This window comes from Pedococcus sp. KACC 23699, assembly GCF_045348425.1.
Classification (GTDB): domain Bacteria; phylum Actinomycetota; class Actinomycetes; order Actinomycetales; family Dermatophilaceae; genus Pedococcus.
Window position 1 is genome coordinate 3921650 of record NZ_CP157483.1, and the last position, 16184, is coordinate 3937833.

Genomic DNA, 16184 nt, shown 5'->3' on the forward strand with positions numbered 1-16184 from the left:
TCCTCGCCGCCTCGATGGCCGAGGAGCCCGGCGAGGTCAGCCGCCGGCAGCCGCCCGGGCCCGTCCGAGGCCGCGCAGCAGCGTCACCTGGGTCTCCCGCTCGGCGCGCAGCTGCGTCTCCCGGTCCGCTGACCCCGCCGACCGCAGCAGCGGCTTGAGGGCCCGCAACGAGGCCTCGGGGGCCGCGAGCAGGGCCGCCACGAGGTCCGCGGTGGTGGCCTCCAGCTCGTCACGCGGCACGGCGACGTTGGCCAGGCCGGTGGCCACCGCCTCCTGGGCTCCGACGAACCGTCCGGTGGCGCAGATCTCCAGGGCCCGCGCGGGACCCACGAGGGACACCAGTGGCTGCGTCCCACCGAGGTCGGGCACCAGGCCGAGGGAGGTCTCGCGCATCGCGAGCTGGACGTCGTCCGCCACGACCCGCAGGTCGGCGGCCAGCGCGAGCTGGAACCCCGCACCGATCGCGTGACCCTGCACGGCGGCCACGACGACGGCGTCCACCTCGGCCCATGCCGTGAACCCGCGCTGGAACCCGGCGATCACCTCGGCCGCCTCGTCGGTGCCCCGCGCCGCTACCTCGAAGAGGTCCGGCTCCCCCTGCGGGGCCCTGGCCGGGTCCCCGGCGACGACGGACAGGTCCAGTCCCGCGGAGAACGACGGTCCGCGGGCACTCAGGACGACGACCCGGACCGACGGGTCCAGGGACGCCGCCACCTCTGCGAGGGCCAGCCACAGCGACGGCAGCTGGGCGTTGCGCCGAGCCTCGTTGTCCAGGGCCACGGTCAGCACCGGCCCCTCCTGCGTCACCACGAGGTGCGGGTGCGGACGGGCGGCGTCGGTGGCCGGGGTGTCGGGGTGCTGGGTGGGGGTGTCGCTCACACGCGAACGCTATCGGCCCGCTCCAGGACGAGCTGCGCCATGGCGCCGGTCTGGGCGAGGGTGCCGGGCACCATCGAGACGCCGGCGCGGCCGCAGTGCTGGGCCATCCGGTCACGCAGGATCCCCTCGGCGACCATGAACGAGACGGCCACGGTGCGCTCCACCTCGTCGGGCATGGTCCGCAGCACCTGCTCCATCGTCGCCCCGCCGTCGAGGGCTGCGACGCCCCACCGGCCCCAGCCGGCGCGGGGGTGGTCGGCGATGGTCTGGCCCACGGTGGCGACGGCCTCGCTGTCGCTGGACCCGGCGGCATACAGCACCACGGCCGTGGACGGGTCGGGGGCGATGCCCTCGGCCGCGAGGAGCTCCTCGGCGGCGTCGAGCAGGAGGTGGTGCGGACCCAGCGCGGCCGCGACGTCCACCTCCGCCCCCGAGTCGGCGATCATCTGGTCCACGGCGGCGGGCACGTCGACCTTCGCGTGGTAGGCCGGGGTGAGCAGCACCGGCACCACCACGGCGCGGCTGCCCAGCTCTGCGGCGGTCTCGCTGGGGCTCGGGGCGTGGTGGTCGAGGTATGCCGTGTGGACGGGCCGGTCGGGCGCAAGGCTGCGCACGTGGTCGGCGAGGGTCTCGACGCCCTTCGCGTGCCGCGGGTCGGGTGACCCGTGCGCGAGCAGGACGATGTCGGGCTCGGTGCTCATCCTGGGGACGCTACTCCCCTGCCAGGTCGCCGAGCCTGTGGCGCACCGACACCACGTCCCCGACGACGACCACCGCAGGAGCCCTGACACCGGCTCGCCGCGCGTCGGAGGCGGCGTGCTCGAGCGTGCTCACGGTGGTCCGCTGCTGCGGGGTCCAGCCCCGTTCGACGAGAGCCACGGGCGTGTCGGGTCGGCGTCCTGCCTCGATGAGGGCGCGGGCGGTGGACTCGAGCCGCGTGACGCCCATGAGCAGCACGAGGGTGGCGTCCGGGGCGGCATCGGCCGCGGCGCGAAGGACCTGGTCGGCGCCGTCGTGGGCGGACGCGACCACGAAGGAGGCGGTGATCCCCCTGTGAGTCACCGGGATCCCCGCCGCCGCGGGAACGGACACGGCGGACGTGACGCCGGGCACGACCTCGACCGGAACGCCGTGCTGGACGCAGTGAAGCGCCTCCTCACCGCCGCGGCCGAGGACGAACGAGTCGCCACCCTTGAGCCGCACGACGCGCTTGCCGAGGGACGCGTGGTGCACCAGGAGCTCGTTGATGCGCTCCTGGCTCACCGGGTGGTTGCCGGGCGTCTTGCCGACGTCGACCACCTCGACGTCGGCGCCCAGCGTCGCCAGGAGGCCGCGCGGGCCGAGCCGGTCGGTGACGACGACGTCGGCGGCGGCGAGCAGGGCCCGCCCGCGGACGGTGATGAGGTCCTCGGCCCCGGGGCCACCGCCCACGAGGGCCACCCGGCCGGCATGCGCGGGGCTGTCCTCCGTGGTCTGTCGCACCCGGCGGACCGGCAGGGTGCCGCTGTCCAGGGCGGCGAGGACGGCATCGCGCACGGCTGTCGCGCGGCGCGGGTCGCCCCCGGCGGTCACCGCCACGGTCAGGCCCTCGCTGGGTGAGTCCTTCGACCCGCGGGCGACCGCGGGGGTCCAGGCGCTCGAGGCCGAGGCGTCGTCGGCACGGACGCACCAGACGCGGGCGGCGTCGGCCTCACGGGCGACCTGGGCGTCGACGGCGAGGTCCCCGGTGGCCGTGTGGACGAGCCAGGCAGGCTCGGGCAGGACGAGGTCGCCGACCGCGAACTCCCGCTCGTGCCAGACGATCTCACGCCGGTCGACGAGGTCGCTCAGGTCCTCGCAGACATACGGCGAGATCACCTCGACGACGCCGCCGGCATCCAGCACCCCGCGCGCCCGCCGGGCTGCGACGGGACCGCCGCCGACGACCACCACCCGACGACCGGTGAGGTCAAGGGTGAGCGGGTAGGCGTGGCCGGTCATCAGATGCCCTCGCCGATGCTGCGGTCCGGCGCGTCGGCCATGCCGGCGGCCAGGGTCGAGCCGTCGTTCTCGTCGATCAGCAGGAAGGCCCCGGTGCGGCGCAGCTGGCGGTAGTCGTCGATCGCGACGTCCTCGGCGAGGCGGATCCGCACGCGGCCGATCGCGTTGAGCGCCAGGCCGTCCGGCGCGGTGCGCTGCTCCATCGTCTCGATGTCGAGCTGGTCGACGACGTCCTCGACGAGGGCGCGCACCGTCCGGGTGCCGACCCGCAGAAGGACCCGGTCCCGCTGCCGCACTGGACGGTCGTCGACGACGGCGATGGTGCCCGACAGCGACCGCGTCGTCAGGCTCGGCTCGTCGGCGGCTGCGATGAGGTCACCGCGTGAGACGTCGAGGTCGTCGACCAGGCGCAGGACGACCGACTGCGGCGCGAACGCGACGTCCAGCTCCTCGACGGTCCCGTCCGCGCCGGCGCGGTCGATGCCGGCAACGCGGGTGCGGGTGCCGGCCGGCAGGACGACCACCTCGTCACCGGGGCGCACGACACCGGACGAGAGCCGGCCGGCGTAGCCGCGGTAGTCACGGTGCCCGTCGCGCTGCGGCCGGATGACGTACTGCACGGGGAGCCGCAGCGGCTGGGCCGACGGGTCGCTGCCCACCGGGACGGACTCCAGGTGCTCGAGGAGGGTCGGCCCGGCATACCAGGACCCACGGTCGGACCGGTCGACGATGTTGTCGCCGAAGAGTGCGGACACCGGCACCGCCACGACGTCCTCGATGCCGAATCGCGTTGCGTGGCGGGTGAACTCGGCCACGATCTCGTCGAACCTCGCCTGGTTCCAGTCGACCAGGTCCATCTTGTTGACCGCGACGGCGACGTGGCGCACGCCGAGCAGCCCGGTGACCGCGAGGTGCCGCCGCGTCTGCTCGACGACGCCGTGTCGGGCATCGATGAGGATGAGCGCCAGCTCCGCGGTGGAAGCGCCCGTGACCATGTTGCGGGTGTACTGCACGTGACCCGGGGTGTCGGCCAGGACGTAGGAGCGCGTCGCCGTCGAGAAGTAGCGGTAAGCCACGTCGATCGTGATGCCCTGCTCGCGTTCGGCGCGCAGGCCGTCGGTGAGCAGCGCCAGGTCGGCGGCGTCCAGCCCGCGCTCCTTGCTCACCCGCTCGACCGCGTCGAGCTGGTCCGCCAGCACCGACTTGGTGTCGTAGAGGAGGCGACCGACGAGGGTGGACTTGCCGTCGTCGACCGACCCGGCCGTCGCGAGCCGGAGCAGGTCGTGGCGGCGCGACGGGGCGTCGACCTCCGGGGCAGTCGTCACGGTGGCCTCGCTGTCGTGGGTGGTGATGGCCTGCGCGGTGGTGGCCAGAGTGGCGTTGGCCTGGGTCGTCGGCATCAGAAGTACCCCTGCTTCTTGCGGTCCTCCATGGCGGCCTCTGACATCCGGTCGTCCGCACGGGTCGCACCACGCTCGGTGAGCCGGGAGGCAGCCAGCTCGACGATCACCCCGGCCACGTCGGTGGCGTCGGACTCGACGGCGCCGGTGCAGCTCATGTCACCGACCGTGCGGTAGCGGACCTGCCGGGTCTGCACGACCTCGGCGGCCTTGGGACCGCCCCACTCCCCCGGCGACAGCCACATGCCGTCGCGGGCGAAGACCTCACGCTCGTGGGCGTAGTAGAGAACAGGCAGGGCGATGCCCTCACGCTCGATGTAGCGCCAGACGTCGAGCTCGGTCCAGTTCGACAGCGGGAAGACGCGAACGTGCTCGCCGGGGGCGTGCTTGCCGTTGTAGAGGTCCCACAGCTCGGGGCGCTGGCGGCGGGGGTCCCACGCGCCGAAGGAGTCGCGCAGGCTGAAGACCCGCTCCTTGGCCCGGGCCTTCTCCTCGTCCCGCCGTCCGCCCCCGAAGACCGCGTCGAACTTGTTGGACTCGATGGCGTCGAGCAACGGCACCGTCTGCAGCGGGTTGCGGGTGCCGTCGGGGCGCTCGCGCAGTCGTCCGTCGTCGATGTAGTCCTGGACGTGGGCCACGACGAGGCGCACCCCGAGCCGATCGACGGTCTCGTCGCGGTAGGTCAGCACCTCGGGGAAGTTGTGCCCCGTGTCGACGTGCAGGAGCGCGAAGGGCAGCGGGGCCGGCGCGAACGCCTTGAGTGCCAGGTGCAGCATGACGACCGAGTCCTTGCCGCCGGAGAAGAGGATCACCGGTCGCTCGAACTCCCCCGCCACCTCACGGAAGATGTGGATCGCCTCGGACTCGAGGTGGTCCAGGTGGTCGAGGACGTACCCCCCGGTCGGGACGTGGCGCGTCGGTTCGGGCAGCGCCTGCGAGGTGGTGGTGGCGCCGGTCGTGGTGGTGGTCATGTGTGCAGCCCGCATTCGGTCTTGTCCTTGCCGGCCCAGCGGCCGGCCCTGGCGTCCTCGCCCTCGGCGACGGGTCGCGTGCACGGCGCGCAGCCGATCGACGCATACCCCTCCTGGCGCAACGGGTTGAGGAACACCCCGTGCTCCTCGACGTACCGGTCCACGTCGTCGTCGCTCCAGCCCGCGATGGGGTTGAGCTTGACCATGGCGCGCTTGCCGTCCCAGCCGACGATGCCGATGTCGGTGCGCGTCGGGGCGTCCACCCGCCGCATGCCGGTCACCCAGGCGTCGTGGGTCGACAGCGCGCGGTTGAGCGGCTCGACCTTGCGCATCGCGCAACACGCGTTGGGGTCGCGGTCGTGCAGCTTCGCGCCGTACTGCTCGTCCTGCTGGGGCACGGTGAGCAACGGGAGGATGGTCCGGATGTTCACGGGCAGCATCGCCTCGTAGGCGTCGCGCGTGCCGAGCGTCTCGGCGAAGTGGTAGCCCGTGTCGAGGAAGAACACGTCTGCTCCGGGGATGGTCGTGCCGACGAGGTGCACGAGCACCTCGTCTCCCATCGACGAGGCCACGGTGAGCCGGTCCCCGAACGTCTTCGCGGCCCAGCGCAGCGCCTCGCGGGCGAGCTCCACCCGGTTCTCGTACGACGCGTGCGCGCCGTCCGCCTCGAGCGCACCGAAGCGCTGCTCGCCCTCAGCGGCGAGGGCGCGCAGGGCCTCCGCGGTATCCGTCCCGGTAGCGGCAGTCATGACGAACCTCCTTGCGGCTGCTGGCCGTTCACCTGCAGCTCGGCTTCCTCCCGGAGACGACCCGGGATCCGGGTGGTGTCGATCGTGGCCATCTGCACGGTGAACACGCGGGCACAGGCGTTGCAGCGCCACGCACCCCGTGGCTCCTCCACCGGACGCAGGTCCTCCTCCGCACAGAAGGGGCAGTAGTAGATGACGGCCGCACGGGGGCTCTCGCTCATCGCAGGTCGTCCTCCTCGGCTCGGTGCGCCCAGTGGGCGAACGACTCGGCGCCGTCCCGCTGCTCGAGGAAGCGGCCGGCGAGCCGCTCGACGTAGTCGGGCAGGTCCTCGGCACGGACCTTCAGCGCCCGGGTCTTGCGGGCGAGCTGCGGCTCGGTGCCAAGGCCACCACCGAGGTGGACCTGGAAGATCTCCACGAGGTTGCCTTCGTCGTCGGTCTGCACCATGCCCTTGAGGCCGATGTCGGCGACCTGGGTGCGGGCGCAGGAGTTCGGGCAGCCGTTGATGTGGATCGAGAACGGCACGTCGAACTCGGGCAGCCGCCGCTCCATCTCGGCGATCACCGTGCCGGCGCGGGCCTTGGTCTCGACCAGGGCCAGCTTGCAGAACTCGATGCCGGTGCAGGCCATCATCCCGCGGCGCCACTCGCTGGGCTCGGCGGGAAGTCCGAGCTCGTCGAGTCCGGCCTGGAGGGCGTCGGCCTGGTCGGCGGGGACGTCGAGGACCAACAACTTCTGGTGGGCGGTGAGCCGCACCCGGCCGGAGCCGTGGCGCTCGGCGAGCTCTGCGACGGCATACAGGGTGGTGCCGCTGACGCGACCGGCGACGGGGGCGACGCCGACCCAGACGGAGCCGTCCTTCTGGGCGTGCACGCCCACGTGGTCACGGCGGTGGGCCGACGGCGGCTGCGGAGCCGGGCCGTCCAGGAGCGCGCGCCCGAGGTAGTCCTTCTCGAGGACCTCGCGGAACCTCTCCGGGCCCCAGTCGGCCATGAGGAACTTCAGCCGCGCGCGGTTGCGCAACCGGCGGTAGCCGTGGTCACGGAAGATCGACACGACGCCCTTCCAGACCTCGGCGACCTCGTCGAGCGGCACCCACGCGCCGAGGCGCTGGGCGAACATCGGGTTGGTGGACAGGCCGCCACCGACCCACAGGTCGAAGCCAGGGCCGTGCTCCGGGTGCTCCACGCCGACGAACGAGATGTCGTTGACCTCATGGGCGACATCCAGGCTGGGCGAGCCGGAGATGGCGGTCTTGAACTTGCGCGGCAGGTTGGAGAACTCGGGGCTGCCGATGTAGCGGTCGAGGATCTCGCGGACCGCCGGCGTCCCGTCGAGCACCTCGTCCGCCGCGATGCCGGCGACCGGCGAGCCGAGGATCACGCGGGGGGTGTCGCCGCAGGCCTCTGCGGTGGTGAGGCCGACCGCCTCGAGCCGCTCCCAGATGGCCGGGACGTCCTCGATGCGGATCCAGTGGAGCTGGATGTTCTGCCGGTCGGTGACGTCCGCGGTGTCGCGGGCGTACTCGGTGCTGATCCGGGCGATCGTGCGCAGCTGCTCACCCGTCAGGGCACCGCCGTCGCTGCGGACCCGGAGCATGAAGTACTCGGCGTCGAGCTCGGACGGGTCGAGGGTCGCGGTCTTGCCGCCGTCGATGCCGGGCTTGCGCTGGGTGTACAGGCCCCACCAGCGCATCCGCCCGCGAAGGTCCTCCCCCGGGATGGAGGCGAACCCGTCGCGGCTGTAGACCTCCTCGATGCGGGCCCGGACGTTGAGCCCGTCATCGGCCTGCTTGAACTCCTCGTTGGGGTTCAGCGGCGTGCGGTCGCCGTCGGCCCAGGCACCGGTGGCCTTGCCCGACTGGCGCTGGGGACGGGTGGGGGTCTGCGTCACCCGACCATTGTGCCAATCCCGTTATGGATTGCATAACCGTCCATTATTTGAGTGGAAGTCCTACCCCGCGACTAGGACTGGGCTCGGCGGGACGTTGGCCTCTGCCCGTGCCGTGGGGACGACCGGACGATCGTTGGACGACCCGCAGGGGGTGTCGTCGAGCCCGCGACCGGCCAGGTCGCCGGTAGGCGACCAACCAGGAGGACACCCACCATGGCCGACCATGCCACGACCGGACCGCCGTCCAAGGCGTTGCGCAGGGTGCTCGTGCCCCTCGCCCTCGCCCAGTTCATCTGCAGCTTCGCCGGCTCGAACATGAACGTGATGATCAACGACATGAGCAAGGACCTCGACACCACCGTCCAAGGCATCCAGGTGGCGATCACCATCTTCCTGCTCGTCATGGCGGCGCTGATGATCCCCGGGGGCAAGCTGACGGACCGGTACGGACGCAAGCGTCTCTTCACGCTGGGGCTCATCGTCTACGGGCTCGGCGCCCTCCTCAGCGCGGCAGCCCCAGGACTCGGCGTGCTCATCCTGGGCAACTCGATCCTCGAGGGCGTCGGCACCGCGCTGCTCATCCCACCCGTCTACATCCTGACGACGCTGCTGTTCACCGAGATCACCTCGCGGGCCCGCGCGTTCGGCGCCATCAGCGCGATGGGCGGCGTCGGCGCGGCAGCCGGGCCACTCATCGGCGGCCTCATCACCTCGGCCATCAGCTGGCGGGCGGCCTTCATCTTCCAGGCACTGGTCATCGCGGCGATCGTCCTGCTGAGCCGCCATGTCGAGGACCCGCTGCCGCCGGACCCGACCCGGGCCTTCGACACCGGCGGAGCGGTGCTGTCGTCGGTCGGCCTCATCCTGATCGTCAGCGGCATCCTGGCGACCGACAACAACCTCTGGGTGATGCTCGGCCTGGTCGCCGCCGGCTCCTTGGTGCTGCTGTGGTTCTTCCGCTCGACGCGGGCCAAGGAGCGCGCAGGCAAGGAGGCCCTCCTGTCGACGAGCCTGTTCAAGAACCGCACGTCCAACCTCGGGCTCATCACCCAGAACGCCCAGTGGCTGATGCTGATGGGGATCTCCTTCACCGTCGCGGCCTACCTGCAGGTGGTGCGCGGCTACGACGCGATCCAGACCGGGGTGATCTTCACCGCCGCCACGGTCGGCCTGCTGGCGTCGTCGCTCGGTGCCGAGCGGTTCGCGAAGCGGCGCGCCCAGCGGACGCTCATCATGGGCGGCTTCCTCCTGACGACCGCCGGGATCGCCCTGTTCCTCACGATGGTCGGTGTCGCCGTCTCGAAGGACTCCACCAGCGCCTGGGTCTTCGCCCCCGGACTCCTCCTGATCGGGCTGGGAGTCGGCCTCATGCTGACGCCGTCGGTCAACCTGGTGCAGTCGGCCTTCGGGGAGGGCCTGCAGGGTGAGATCTCCGGCCTGTCACGAAGCGTGTCCAACCTGGGCTCATCGCTCGGCACGGCCGTCGCCGGCACCATCCTCGTCGCCGGGATCACGGCGACGCCGGAGCGCTCCTACGCGCTCGCCCTGGCCGTCCTGGCCGTGATCGGTCTCGTCGGCCTCGCGGCCTCGGCGATGCTGCCCGGGAGCACCGCTGCCGTGGCGACCTCGAAGGAGGCGACAGCCTGAACGACGGCACCGACGTCGGCTCAGGTCAGGTCAGGCCACCTCCGGTCAGGCCCGGTCAGATCAGGCCAACGAGATGAGGTCGAGGTAGTCCTGGCCCCAGTGGTCCTCGATGCCGTCCGGCAGCAGCAGGATGCGCTCGGGCTCGAGCGCCTCGACGGCGCCCTCGTCGTGCGTCACGAGAACGACGGCGCCCTTGTAGGTGCGCAGTGCCCCGAGGATCTCCTCGCGCGACGCGGGGTCGAGGTTGTTCGTCGGCTCGTCGAGCAGCAGCACGTTGGCCTCGGAGACCACGAGCATCGCCAGCGACAGGCGCGTCTTCTCGCCACCGGACAGCACGCTGGCCGGCTTGTCGACGTCGTCGCCGCTGAACAGGAACGAGCCGAGCACCTTGCGGACCTCGGTCTCACCGAACGAGTCGGGGGCGGCGGTCTTCATGTTGGCCAGCACCGAGCGCGAGACGTCGAGGTTCTCGTGCTCCTGGGCGTAGTAGCCCAGCTTGAGGCCGTGGCCGGGCTCGACCTCCCCGGTGTCGGGGGCGTCCACCCCGGCGAGCATCCGCAGCAGCGTGGTCTTGCCGGCGCCGTTGAGCCCGAGCACGACGACGCGCGACCCGCGGTCGATGGCCAGGTCCACGTCGGTGAAGATCTCCAGGCTGCCGTAGGACCGGGAGAGCCCTGAGGCTCGCAGCGGCGTCTTGCCGCAGGGCGCCGGGTCGGGGAAGCGCAACTTGGCCACCTTGTCGGTGGTGCGCGCCCCCTCCAGGCCGGCGACCATGCGCTCGGCGCGCTTGATCATGTTCTGGGCGGCGACGGCCTTGGTCGCCTTCGCGCGCATCTTCTCGGCCTGCTCCATCAGGGCAGCGGCCTTCTTCGTCGCGTTGGCGTACTCGCGCTTGCGGGCGCGTTCGTCGGTCTCCCGTTGCTGGAGGTAGGGCTTCCAGCCGACGTTGTAGAGGTCGAGCTCACCGCGGTTGGCGTCGAGGTGGAAGACGCGCGTCACCACGGCATCGAGCAGCTGGACGTCGTGGCTGATGACCACCAGGCCGCCCTGGTAGCCCTTGAGGTAGTCGCGCAGCCAACCGATCGAGTCGGCGTCGAGGTGGTTGGTCGGCTCGTCGAGCAGCAGCGTCTGGGCGCCCGAGAACAAGATGCGCGACAGCTCGACCCGGCGGCGCTGGCCACCGGACAGGGTCGCGAGGGGCTGGCCGAGGATCCGCTCGTCGAGCGACAGCGCGCTGGCGATCGTCGCGGCCTCGGACTCCGCGGCATACCCGCCGGCGGCGGTGAACTCGCCCTCGAGCCGGGAGTAGCGGCGCATCGCCTTGTCGCGGGTCTCGTCGTCGGCCGAGGCCATCGCACCCTCGGCCTCGCGCATCTGCGTGATGATGCGGTCCAGCCCACGGGCGGACAGGATGCGGTCGCGGGCGAGCACGTGCAGGTCACCGGTGCGCGGGTCCTGGGGCAGGTAGCCGACCTCACCCGTCACCGTGACGCTGCCGGCGGCGGGCTGCCCCTGGCCGGCGAGGACCTTGGTGAGGGTGGTCTTGCCGGCACCGTTGCGGCCGACGAGGCCCACGCGGTCGCCGGCGGCGATGCGGAACGTCGCGCCGTCGAGGAGGAGGCGGGAGCCAGCGCGCAGCTCGATCCCACTGGCGGCGATCACAGACGTACTCCAGACACGTTTCGAGGAAGAACAGGCAGCTCAGCAGCGGTTCGTGCCGATCGGCTGCGTCGATGCAGGTCCGGTCACGCTCGCGTCGCCGTGGGCTCGCCGTGCACAGGTTGCGCCGGCGCCGCACAGCGGCTGAGATCACTAGTCTACCGACGATGCTCGACCCCGAGTGCACACCCGAGGCCCCGGAGGGCAGATGAGCTTCAACGACAACGCCCAGCTCGACACCTCACAGGTGGGGTCCGGCGGCGGCGGAGGCCGTCCCGGAGGATTGGTCGTAGGCGGTGGCGTGGGCGGCATCATCCTGCTGATCATCGCCCTGGTCTTCGGCATCAACCCCGGTAACCTCCCCGGCGGCACGGGCACCGATCCCGGCACCGCTGGCTCGGGGCAGGTCGAGCCGGGCGGCAGCACCGACCCGAACGCCTTCGCGCAGTGCCGCACCGGCGCCGACGCCAACCGCGACGACACGTGTCGCGTCATCGCGACCGTCAACTCGGTTCAGGCCTTCTGGGCCGCGGAGCTTCCCCGCTACCGCCGCGAGTACACCAAGGCGAAGACCATCATCTACAGCGGGGCGACCCAGTCCGCCTGCGGCACGGCCTCCAACCAGGTCGGCCCGTTCTACTGCCCGCTCAACAAGCAGGTCTACATCGACGCGAGCTTCTTCAAGATCCTCACCGACCAGTTCGGTTCCAGCGGCGGGCCGCTCGCGCAGGAGTATGTCGTGGCGCACGAGTACGGCCACCACATCCAGGACATCCTCGGGCTGCTCGACAAGGCCCAGCAGAACCCGCAGGGAGCCAACAGCGGCAGCGTGCGCGTGGAGCTGCAGGCGGACTGCCTTGGCGGTGTCTGGGCGCACAACGCCACCCAGACCAAGGACGCCCAGGGCAACACCCTGATGAAGCCCCTGACCGAGGCGGACATCAAGGACGCACTGTCAGCTGCAGCCTCGGTCGGAGACGACCGGATCCAGCAGAAGTCCCAGGGTCGGGTCAGCCCGGAGTCGTGGACCCACGGCTCGGCGGCCGCCCGCCAGAAGTGGTTCACGACCGGCTACGAGTCCGGCGACCTCAACAGCTGCGACACGTTCTCCCCCGCCACCGTCGAGTAGGCACTGGACGACCAGTGTCCCGGGGAGCAGGATCGGTGGACGAACCAAGGAGACCGGCATGCGCGTGATGGGCGTGAGCACCAACCTGACCGTCCCCGACATGGCGGAGGCCACGGCCTTCTGGTCCGGTCTCTTCGGCCTGACCACAGAGATGGATCTCGGGTGGGTCGCCCGTCTCACCGACCCCACGACGGGAGCCCACGTGCAGCTCGTCACCAGGGACGCGACGGCGCCAGTGGACTCCGCCCTCACGGTCAAGGTCGACGACGTCGACGAGGCGTGGCGCGAGGTGCAGGCGGCCGGCGTCGAGGTCGTCCACCCCCTGGTCACCGAGGAGTGGGGCGTGCGCAGGTTCTTCGTCCGCGCCCCGGGCGGGACCGTGGTCAACATCGCCCAGCACCACGTCTAGCCCGGCTGGACGTCCTCGATGGTGATGCGGATCGCCCGGCCGCGCTTCAGGGCGTCCTCCAGGACGGCCCGACGCGGGTCGGGCAGGTCGTAGAGCTCACGGCGCGGCAACGCGTCGAGGTGCGCCAGCCGGGGGTCGTCGAGGACCGCCCGCACCAGCGACTTGTCACCGCCGACGACGAGGGCAGTCACACTCCCCCGCGGCAGGATCCGCAGGGCGTGGTCGCAGACCGCCCGCACCAGCTCGTCGGCCTGGTTGCCGCGGCGTCGCGCGAACCGCTGCTGGGACCACCCACCCGCTGCCGTGCGTGACTGGACGTGCCGGGTGCCCACCTTCGACTCAGTGAACGCGGCACCGCGGGCCAGCCCGACGGCATACCCACCGCGGCGGATGAGCAGCACGCCGAGGGGGTCGTGGACGAACTCCTCGCGCGCCGAGATCCGTTGGCGCGCTTCGGGTTCGGGGTTGTTGGCCGCGAACCTCTCGAGCCACCCGTCGAGGCGCTCCGGGGACACCTCGACGACGCGGCTCACGGTCGGGGCGGCGTCGTCGAGGGGACGGGGTGGGTCAGAGGTTGAAGCCGAGGGCGCGCAGCTGCTCGCGGCCGTCGTCGGTGATCTTGTCCGGGCCCCACGGCGGCATCCAGACCCAGTTGACGCGGTAGGACGCGACGAGGCCCTCGAGCGCCTGCTGCGTCTGGTCCTCGATGACGTCGGTCAGCGGGCAGGCCGCGGAGGTGAGCGTCATGTCGAGGACGGCGTGCTTCTGCGCGTCGACGGTGATGCCGTAGACGAGGCCGAGGTCGACAACGTTGATGCCCAGCTCGGGGTCGACGACGTCGCGCATGGCCTCCTCGACGTCCGCGACGTTGGGGGTGGCGGTGGTCGTTTCGCTCATCGTGTGGGCCTCTCTCACAAACTCGTCTTCGGGGTGCTGGTGTCGATGCCTGCCTGGTGCAACGCGTCCGTGAACGCCATCCATCCCAGCAGAGCACACTTGACGCGGGCGGGGTACTTCGCGACGCCGGCGAACGCGACGCCGTCGCCGATGACGTCCTCGTCACCGGGGTCCTCACCCTTGGAGGTGAGCATCGCGCGCATCGCCTCGTGGGTGGTCATGGCCTCGGCCACCGTGTGCCCGATGACCTCCTCGGCGAGGACGCTGGCCGACGCGGTGGAGATGGAGCAGCCGAGGGCGTCGTACGAGACGTCGCGGACCACGGCCTCGCGGCCCTCGCCCTCGACATGGACACGCAGGGTCACCTCGTCGCCGCAGGTGGGGTTGACGTGGTGCACCTCGGCCTCGAACGGCTCGCGCAGCCCGGCGTGCTGGGGTCGCTTGGAGTGCTCGAGGATGAGCTCCTGGTAGAGATCCATCAGCTTGCCACTCCAAAGACGTCGGGTACGCGGTCGAGCGCCACGAGGAGCGCGTCGACCTCCGCAGCGGTGGTGTATGCCGCGAGGCTGGCTCGCGTGGTGGCCGTCGCCCTCATGCGGCGGTGCAGCGGCCAGGCGCAGTGGTGCCCGACGCGGGCCTCGACACCCTGGTCGTCGAGGACCTGGCCGACGTCGTGCGCGTGGACCTCGTCGACGACGAACGACACCGCGCTCCCCCGGTCGACGCCGTCGACCGGGCCGACCACGCGCACCCACGGGCGCTCGGCGAGACCGGCGAGGAGCCGTTCCGTCAGCGCCTGCTCGTGGGCGTGGACACGGTCCATGCCGAGCTCCTGCAGCCACTCGACGGCGCCGGCAAGGCCGATGGCCTGCGCGGCGTTCGGCGAACCTGCCTCGAAGCGCTGCGGCGGGGCGGCATACGTGGTGCCCTCCATCCGCACGGTCTCGATCATCGAGCCGCCCGTGATGAACGGTGGCATCGCCGCGAGGAGCTCCTGGCGGCCCCACAGGACGCCGATCCCGGTGGGGCCGTACATCTTGTGACCGGAGAACGCGGCGAAGTCCACCCCGAGGTCGGCCACGTCGAGCGCCAGGTGCGGCGCCGACTGGCAGGCGTCGAGCACCGTCAGGGCCCCCACGTCGCGCGCGGCGTCAGCGAGCCGGCGGACCGGGTTGACCGTGCCGAGGACGTTGGACACGTGGGTGAACGCGAAGACCTTGGTGCGTTCAGTGAGGAGCTCACCCAGCGCCGGGCCGTGCACGCCGTCGAGGTCGAGCCGACCGTCGTCGGTCACCCCGACCCAGCGCAGCGTGGCACCGGTGCGGCGGGCGAGCTCCTGCCATGGCACGAGGTTGGCGTGGTGCTCCATCTCGGTGATGAGGATCTCGTCACCCTCGCCGAGCGTGAGCCGCGGGTCCTTGACCTGGCCCGCGACGGTGCCCGAGAAGCCGTAGGCCACGAGGTTGAGCGACTCGGTGGCGTTCTTGGTGAACACCACCTCGTCGGTCGCCCCGCCGACGAAGCCCGCGATGGTGGCCCGGGCCTGCTCGTAGCGGTCGGTGGCCTCCTCGCTGAGCTGGTGCGCGCCGCGGTGGACGGCGGCGTTGACCTGCTCGTTGAAGGCGCGCTCGGCATCCAGGGCCCGCACATGCCGCTGCGAGGTCGCCCCGGAGTCGAGGTAGACCAGCGGCCGTCCGTCACGGACGGTGCGCGTCAGGATCGGGAAGCCGGCCCGGATCCGGGCCAGCTCCCCGTCGCTGAAGGTCGTGCTCGTCATCGGGGTGGACCTCGCAGACAGGGTCAGCGGGCTCAGGCCGGGGCGCCGACGTAGCGGTCGTAGCCCTCGGCCTCGAGGCGGTCGGCCAGCTCCGAGCCACCCTCCTCGACGATCTTGCCGTCGACGAAGACGTGCACGAAGTCAGGCTTGATGTAGCGCAGGATGCGCGTGTAGTGCGTGATCAGCAGGACACCCACGTCGGTGTTGTCCTTGGCCCGGTTGACGCCCTCGGAGACGACGCGCAGGGCGTCGACGTCCAGGCCCGAGTCGGTCTCGTCGAGGATGGCGACCTTCGGCTTGAGCAGCTCCATCTGGAGGATCTCGTGGCGCTTCTTCTCGCCACCGGAGAAGCCCTCGTTGACGTTGCGCTCGGCGAAGGTGGGGTCCATGCGCAGCTCGCCCATGGCGCCCTTCATCTCCTTGACCCAGGTGCGCAGCTTGGGGGCCTCGCCGTCGATGGCGGTCTTGGCGGTGCGCAGGAAGTTGCTCACCGTGACACCGGGGACCTCGACGGGGTACTGCATCGCGAGGAAGAGGCCGGCGCGGGCGCGCTCGTCGACCTTCATCGCCAGCACGTCCTCGCCGTCGAGGGTGACGGTGCCACCCGTGACGGTGTACTTGGGGTGACCGGCGATGGAGTAGGCCAGGGTCGACTTGCCGGAGCCGTTGGGGCCCATGATCGCGTGGGTCTCGCCGGACTTCACGGTGAGGTCGACGCCGCGGAGGATCTCCTTGGTGCCGTTCTCGGTCTCGACGGTGACCTGCAGGTTGCGGATCTCGAGTGTGGACATGC

At 71.4% G+C, this 16184-nt stretch carries 17 protein-coding genes; 3 read left to right on the top strand and 14 right to left on the bottom strand.

From position 1 onward, the window contains the following. Nucleotides 1-36: 36 nt before the first annotated feature. Genes ABEG17_RS18460 through ABEG17_RS18495 form a run of 8 tightly spaced genes read right to left on the bottom strand, consistent with a single transcriptional unit; the run spans nt 37 to nt 7873 of the window. Entirely contained in the window at nt 37-879 is an 843-nt protein-coding gene (locus ABEG17_RS18460; RefSeq protein ID WP_406830949.1) for an enoyl-CoA hydratase/isomerase family protein, read from the bottom strand. Then, entirely contained in the window at nt 876-1580 is a 705-nt protein-coding gene (locus ABEG17_RS18465) for a sirohydrochlorin chelatase (protein ID WP_406830950.1), read from the bottom strand. The genes ABEG17_RS18460 and ABEG17_RS18465 overlap by 4 nt, the downstream gene beginning before the upstream one ends. A gap of 10 nt (nt 1581-1590) precedes the next feature. Next, entirely contained in the window at nt 1591-2859 is a 1269-nt protein-coding gene (cobA, locus tag ABEG17_RS18470) for a uroporphyrinogen-III C-methyltransferase (RefSeq protein WP_406830951.1), read from the bottom strand. Then, complete coding sequence (locus ABEG17_RS18475) at nt 2859-4259, bottom strand: sulfate adenylyltransferase subunit 1 (protein WP_406830952.1); 1401 nt, start codon at nt 4257-4259, stop codon at nt 2859-2861. Before ABEG17_RS18475 ends, cobA begins: the two co-directional genes overlap by 1 nt. After that, nucleotides 4259-5230, bottom strand: a complete 972-nt coding sequence (cysD, locus tag ABEG17_RS18480) for a sulfate adenylyltransferase subunit CysD (RefSeq protein WP_406830953.1) — start codon at nt 5228-5230, stop codon at nt 4259-4261. The genes ABEG17_RS18475 and cysD overlap by 1 nt, the downstream gene beginning before the upstream one ends. Continuing rightward, nucleotides 5227-5979: a phosphoadenylyl-sulfate reductase gene (locus ABEG17_RS18485; protein ID WP_406830954.1), complete on the bottom strand. Its 753-nt coding sequence runs from the start codon at nt 5977-5979 to the stop codon at nt 5227-5229. The genes cysD and ABEG17_RS18485 overlap by 4 nt, the downstream gene beginning before the upstream one ends. Next, nucleotides 5976-6200, bottom strand: coding sequence for a hypothetical protein (locus tag ABEG17_RS18490; RefSeq protein WP_406830955.1), 225 nt, complete (start codon nt 6198-6200; stop codon nt 5976-5978). Before ABEG17_RS18490 ends, ABEG17_RS18485 begins: the two co-directional genes overlap by 4 nt. Then, nucleotides 6197-7873, bottom strand: a complete 1677-nt coding sequence (locus ABEG17_RS18495) for a nitrite/sulfite reductase (RefSeq protein WP_406830956.1) — start codon at nt 7871-7873, stop codon at nt 6197-6199. Before ABEG17_RS18495 ends, ABEG17_RS18490 begins: the two co-directional genes overlap by 4 nt. 213 nt (nt 7874-8086) lie before the next feature. On the opposite strand from ABEG17_RS18495, the gene ABEG17_RS18500 reads away from it, so the two are divergent. After that, nucleotides 8087-9520: an MFS transporter gene (locus ABEG17_RS18500; protein ID WP_406830957.1), complete on the top strand. Its 1434-nt coding sequence runs from the start codon at nt 8087-8089 to the stop codon at nt 9518-9520. A 60-nt stretch (nt 9521-9580) separates the two neighbouring features. On the opposite strand, the gene ABEG17_RS18505 is transcribed toward ABEG17_RS18500, so the two are convergent. Beyond that, nucleotides 9581-11182 (bottom strand): ABC-F family ATP-binding cassette domain-containing protein, encoded by a 1602-nt coding sequence (locus ABEG17_RS18505; RefSeq protein ID WP_406830959.1) that lies wholly within the window; start codon nt 11180-11182, stop codon nt 9581-9583. 205 nt (nt 11183-11387) lie between these two features. On the opposite strand from ABEG17_RS18505, the gene ABEG17_RS18510 reads away from it, so the two are divergent. Together ABEG17_RS18510 and ABEG17_RS18515 are read left to right on the top strand one after the other, a co-directional pair. After that, the gene (locus ABEG17_RS18510; protein WP_406830960.1) at nt 11388-12308 is read left to right on the top strand and encodes a neutral zinc metallopeptidase; all 921 of its coding nucleotides are present in this window, start codon (nt 11388-11390) and stop codon (nt 12306-12308) included. Between the two features lie 58 nt (nt 12309-12366). Continuing rightward, complete coding sequence (locus ABEG17_RS18515; protein ID WP_406830961.1) at nt 12367-12717, top strand: VOC family protein; 351 nt, start codon at nt 12367-12369, stop codon at nt 12715-12717. Here ABEG17_RS18515 and ABEG17_RS18520 read toward each other — a convergent pair. From ABEG17_RS18520 to sufC, 5 genes are read right to left on the bottom strand one after another with little or no spacing between them, the layout of a single operon-like run. Beyond that, nucleotides 12714-13250 carry an acVLRF1 family peptidyl-tRNA hydrolase gene (locus ABEG17_RS18520; RefSeq protein WP_406830962.1) on the bottom strand — a complete coding sequence of 179 codons (537 nt, stop codon included), beginning with the start codon at nt 13248-13250 and terminating at the stop codon, nt 12714-12716. The two genes, ABEG17_RS18515 and ABEG17_RS18520, sit on opposite strands and share 4 nt — an antisense overlap. 34 nt (nt 13251-13284) lie before the next feature. Beyond that, nucleotides 13285-13614 (bottom strand): metal-sulfur cluster assembly factor, encoded by a 330-nt coding sequence (locus ABEG17_RS18525; protein WP_140737671.1) that lies wholly within the window; start codon nt 13612-13614, stop codon nt 13285-13287. Between the two features lie 14 nt (nt 13615-13628). After that, a complete protein-coding gene (gene sufU / locus ABEG17_RS18530; RefSeq protein WP_406830963.1) occupies nt 13629-14093 on the bottom strand; it encodes a Fe-S cluster assembly sulfur transfer protein SufU in 465 nt (154 codons plus the stop codon). Continuing rightward, nucleotides 14093-15391, bottom strand: a complete 1299-nt coding sequence (locus tag ABEG17_RS18535) for an aminotransferase class V-fold PLP-dependent enzyme (RefSeq protein ID WP_406830964.1) — start codon at nt 15389-15391, stop codon at nt 14093-14095. Before ABEG17_RS18535 ends, sufU begins: the two co-directional genes overlap by 1 nt. A 32-nt stretch (nt 15392-15423) precedes the next feature. Beyond that, complete coding sequence (sufC, locus tag ABEG17_RS18540) at nt 15424-16182, bottom strand: Fe-S cluster assembly ATPase SufC (RefSeq protein ID WP_406830965.1); 759 nt, start codon at nt 16180-16182, stop codon at nt 15424-15426. Between the last annotated feature and the right edge of the window lie 2 nt (nt 16183-16184).

Excerpts from the sequence above, each read along its gene's own strand:
- ABEG17_RS18465 (WP_406830950.1), bottom strand. The coding sequence starts at position 1,580 with ATGAGCACCGAGCCCGACATCGTCCTGCTCGCGCACGGGTCACCCGAC.
- cobA (WP_406830951.1), bottom strand. The coding sequence starts at position 2,859 with ATGACCGGCCACGCCTACCCGCTCACCCTTGACCTCACCGGTCGTCGG.
- ABEG17_RS18475 (WP_406830952.1), bottom strand. The coding sequence starts at position 4,259 with ATGCCGACGACCCAGGCCAACGCCACTCTGGCCACCACCGCGCAGGCC.
- cysD (WP_406830953.1), bottom strand. The coding sequence starts at position 5,230 with ATGACCACCACCACGACCGGCGCCACCACCACCTCGCAGGCGCTGCCC.
- ABEG17_RS18485 (WP_406830954.1), bottom strand. The coding sequence starts at position 5,979 with ATGACTGCCGCTACCGGGACGGATACCGCGGAGGCCCTGCGCGCCCTC.
- ABEG17_RS18490 (WP_406830955.1), bottom strand. The coding sequence starts at position 6,200 with ATGAGCGAGAGCCCCCGTGCGGCCGTCATCTACTACTGCCCCTTCTGT.
- ABEG17_RS18500 (WP_406830957.1), top strand. The coding sequence starts at position 8,087 with ATGGCCGACCATGCCACGACCGGACCGCCGTCCAAGGCGTTGCGCAGG.
- ABEG17_RS18510 (WP_406830960.1), top strand. The coding sequence starts at position 11,388 with ATGAGCTTCAACGACAACGCCCAGCTCGACACCTCACAGGTGGGGTCC.
- ABEG17_RS18515 (WP_406830961.1), top strand. The coding sequence starts at position 12,367 with ATGCGCGTGATGGGCGTGAGCACCAACCTGACCGTCCCCGACATGGCG.
- ABEG17_RS18525 (WP_140737671.1), bottom strand. The coding sequence starts at position 13,614 with ATGAGCGAAACGACCACCGCCACCCCCAACGTCGCGGACGTCGAGGAG.
- sufU (WP_406830963.1), bottom strand. The coding sequence starts at position 14,093 with ATGGATCTCTACCAGGAGCTCATCCTCGAGCACTCCAAGCGACCCCAG.
- ABEG17_RS18535 (WP_406830964.1), bottom strand. The coding sequence starts at position 15,391 with ATGACGAGCACGACCTTCAGCGACGGGGAGCTGGCCCGGATCCGGGCC.
- sufC (WP_406830965.1), bottom strand. The coding sequence starts at position 16,182 with ATGTCCACACTCGAGATCCGCAACCTGCAGGTCACCGTCGAGACCGAG.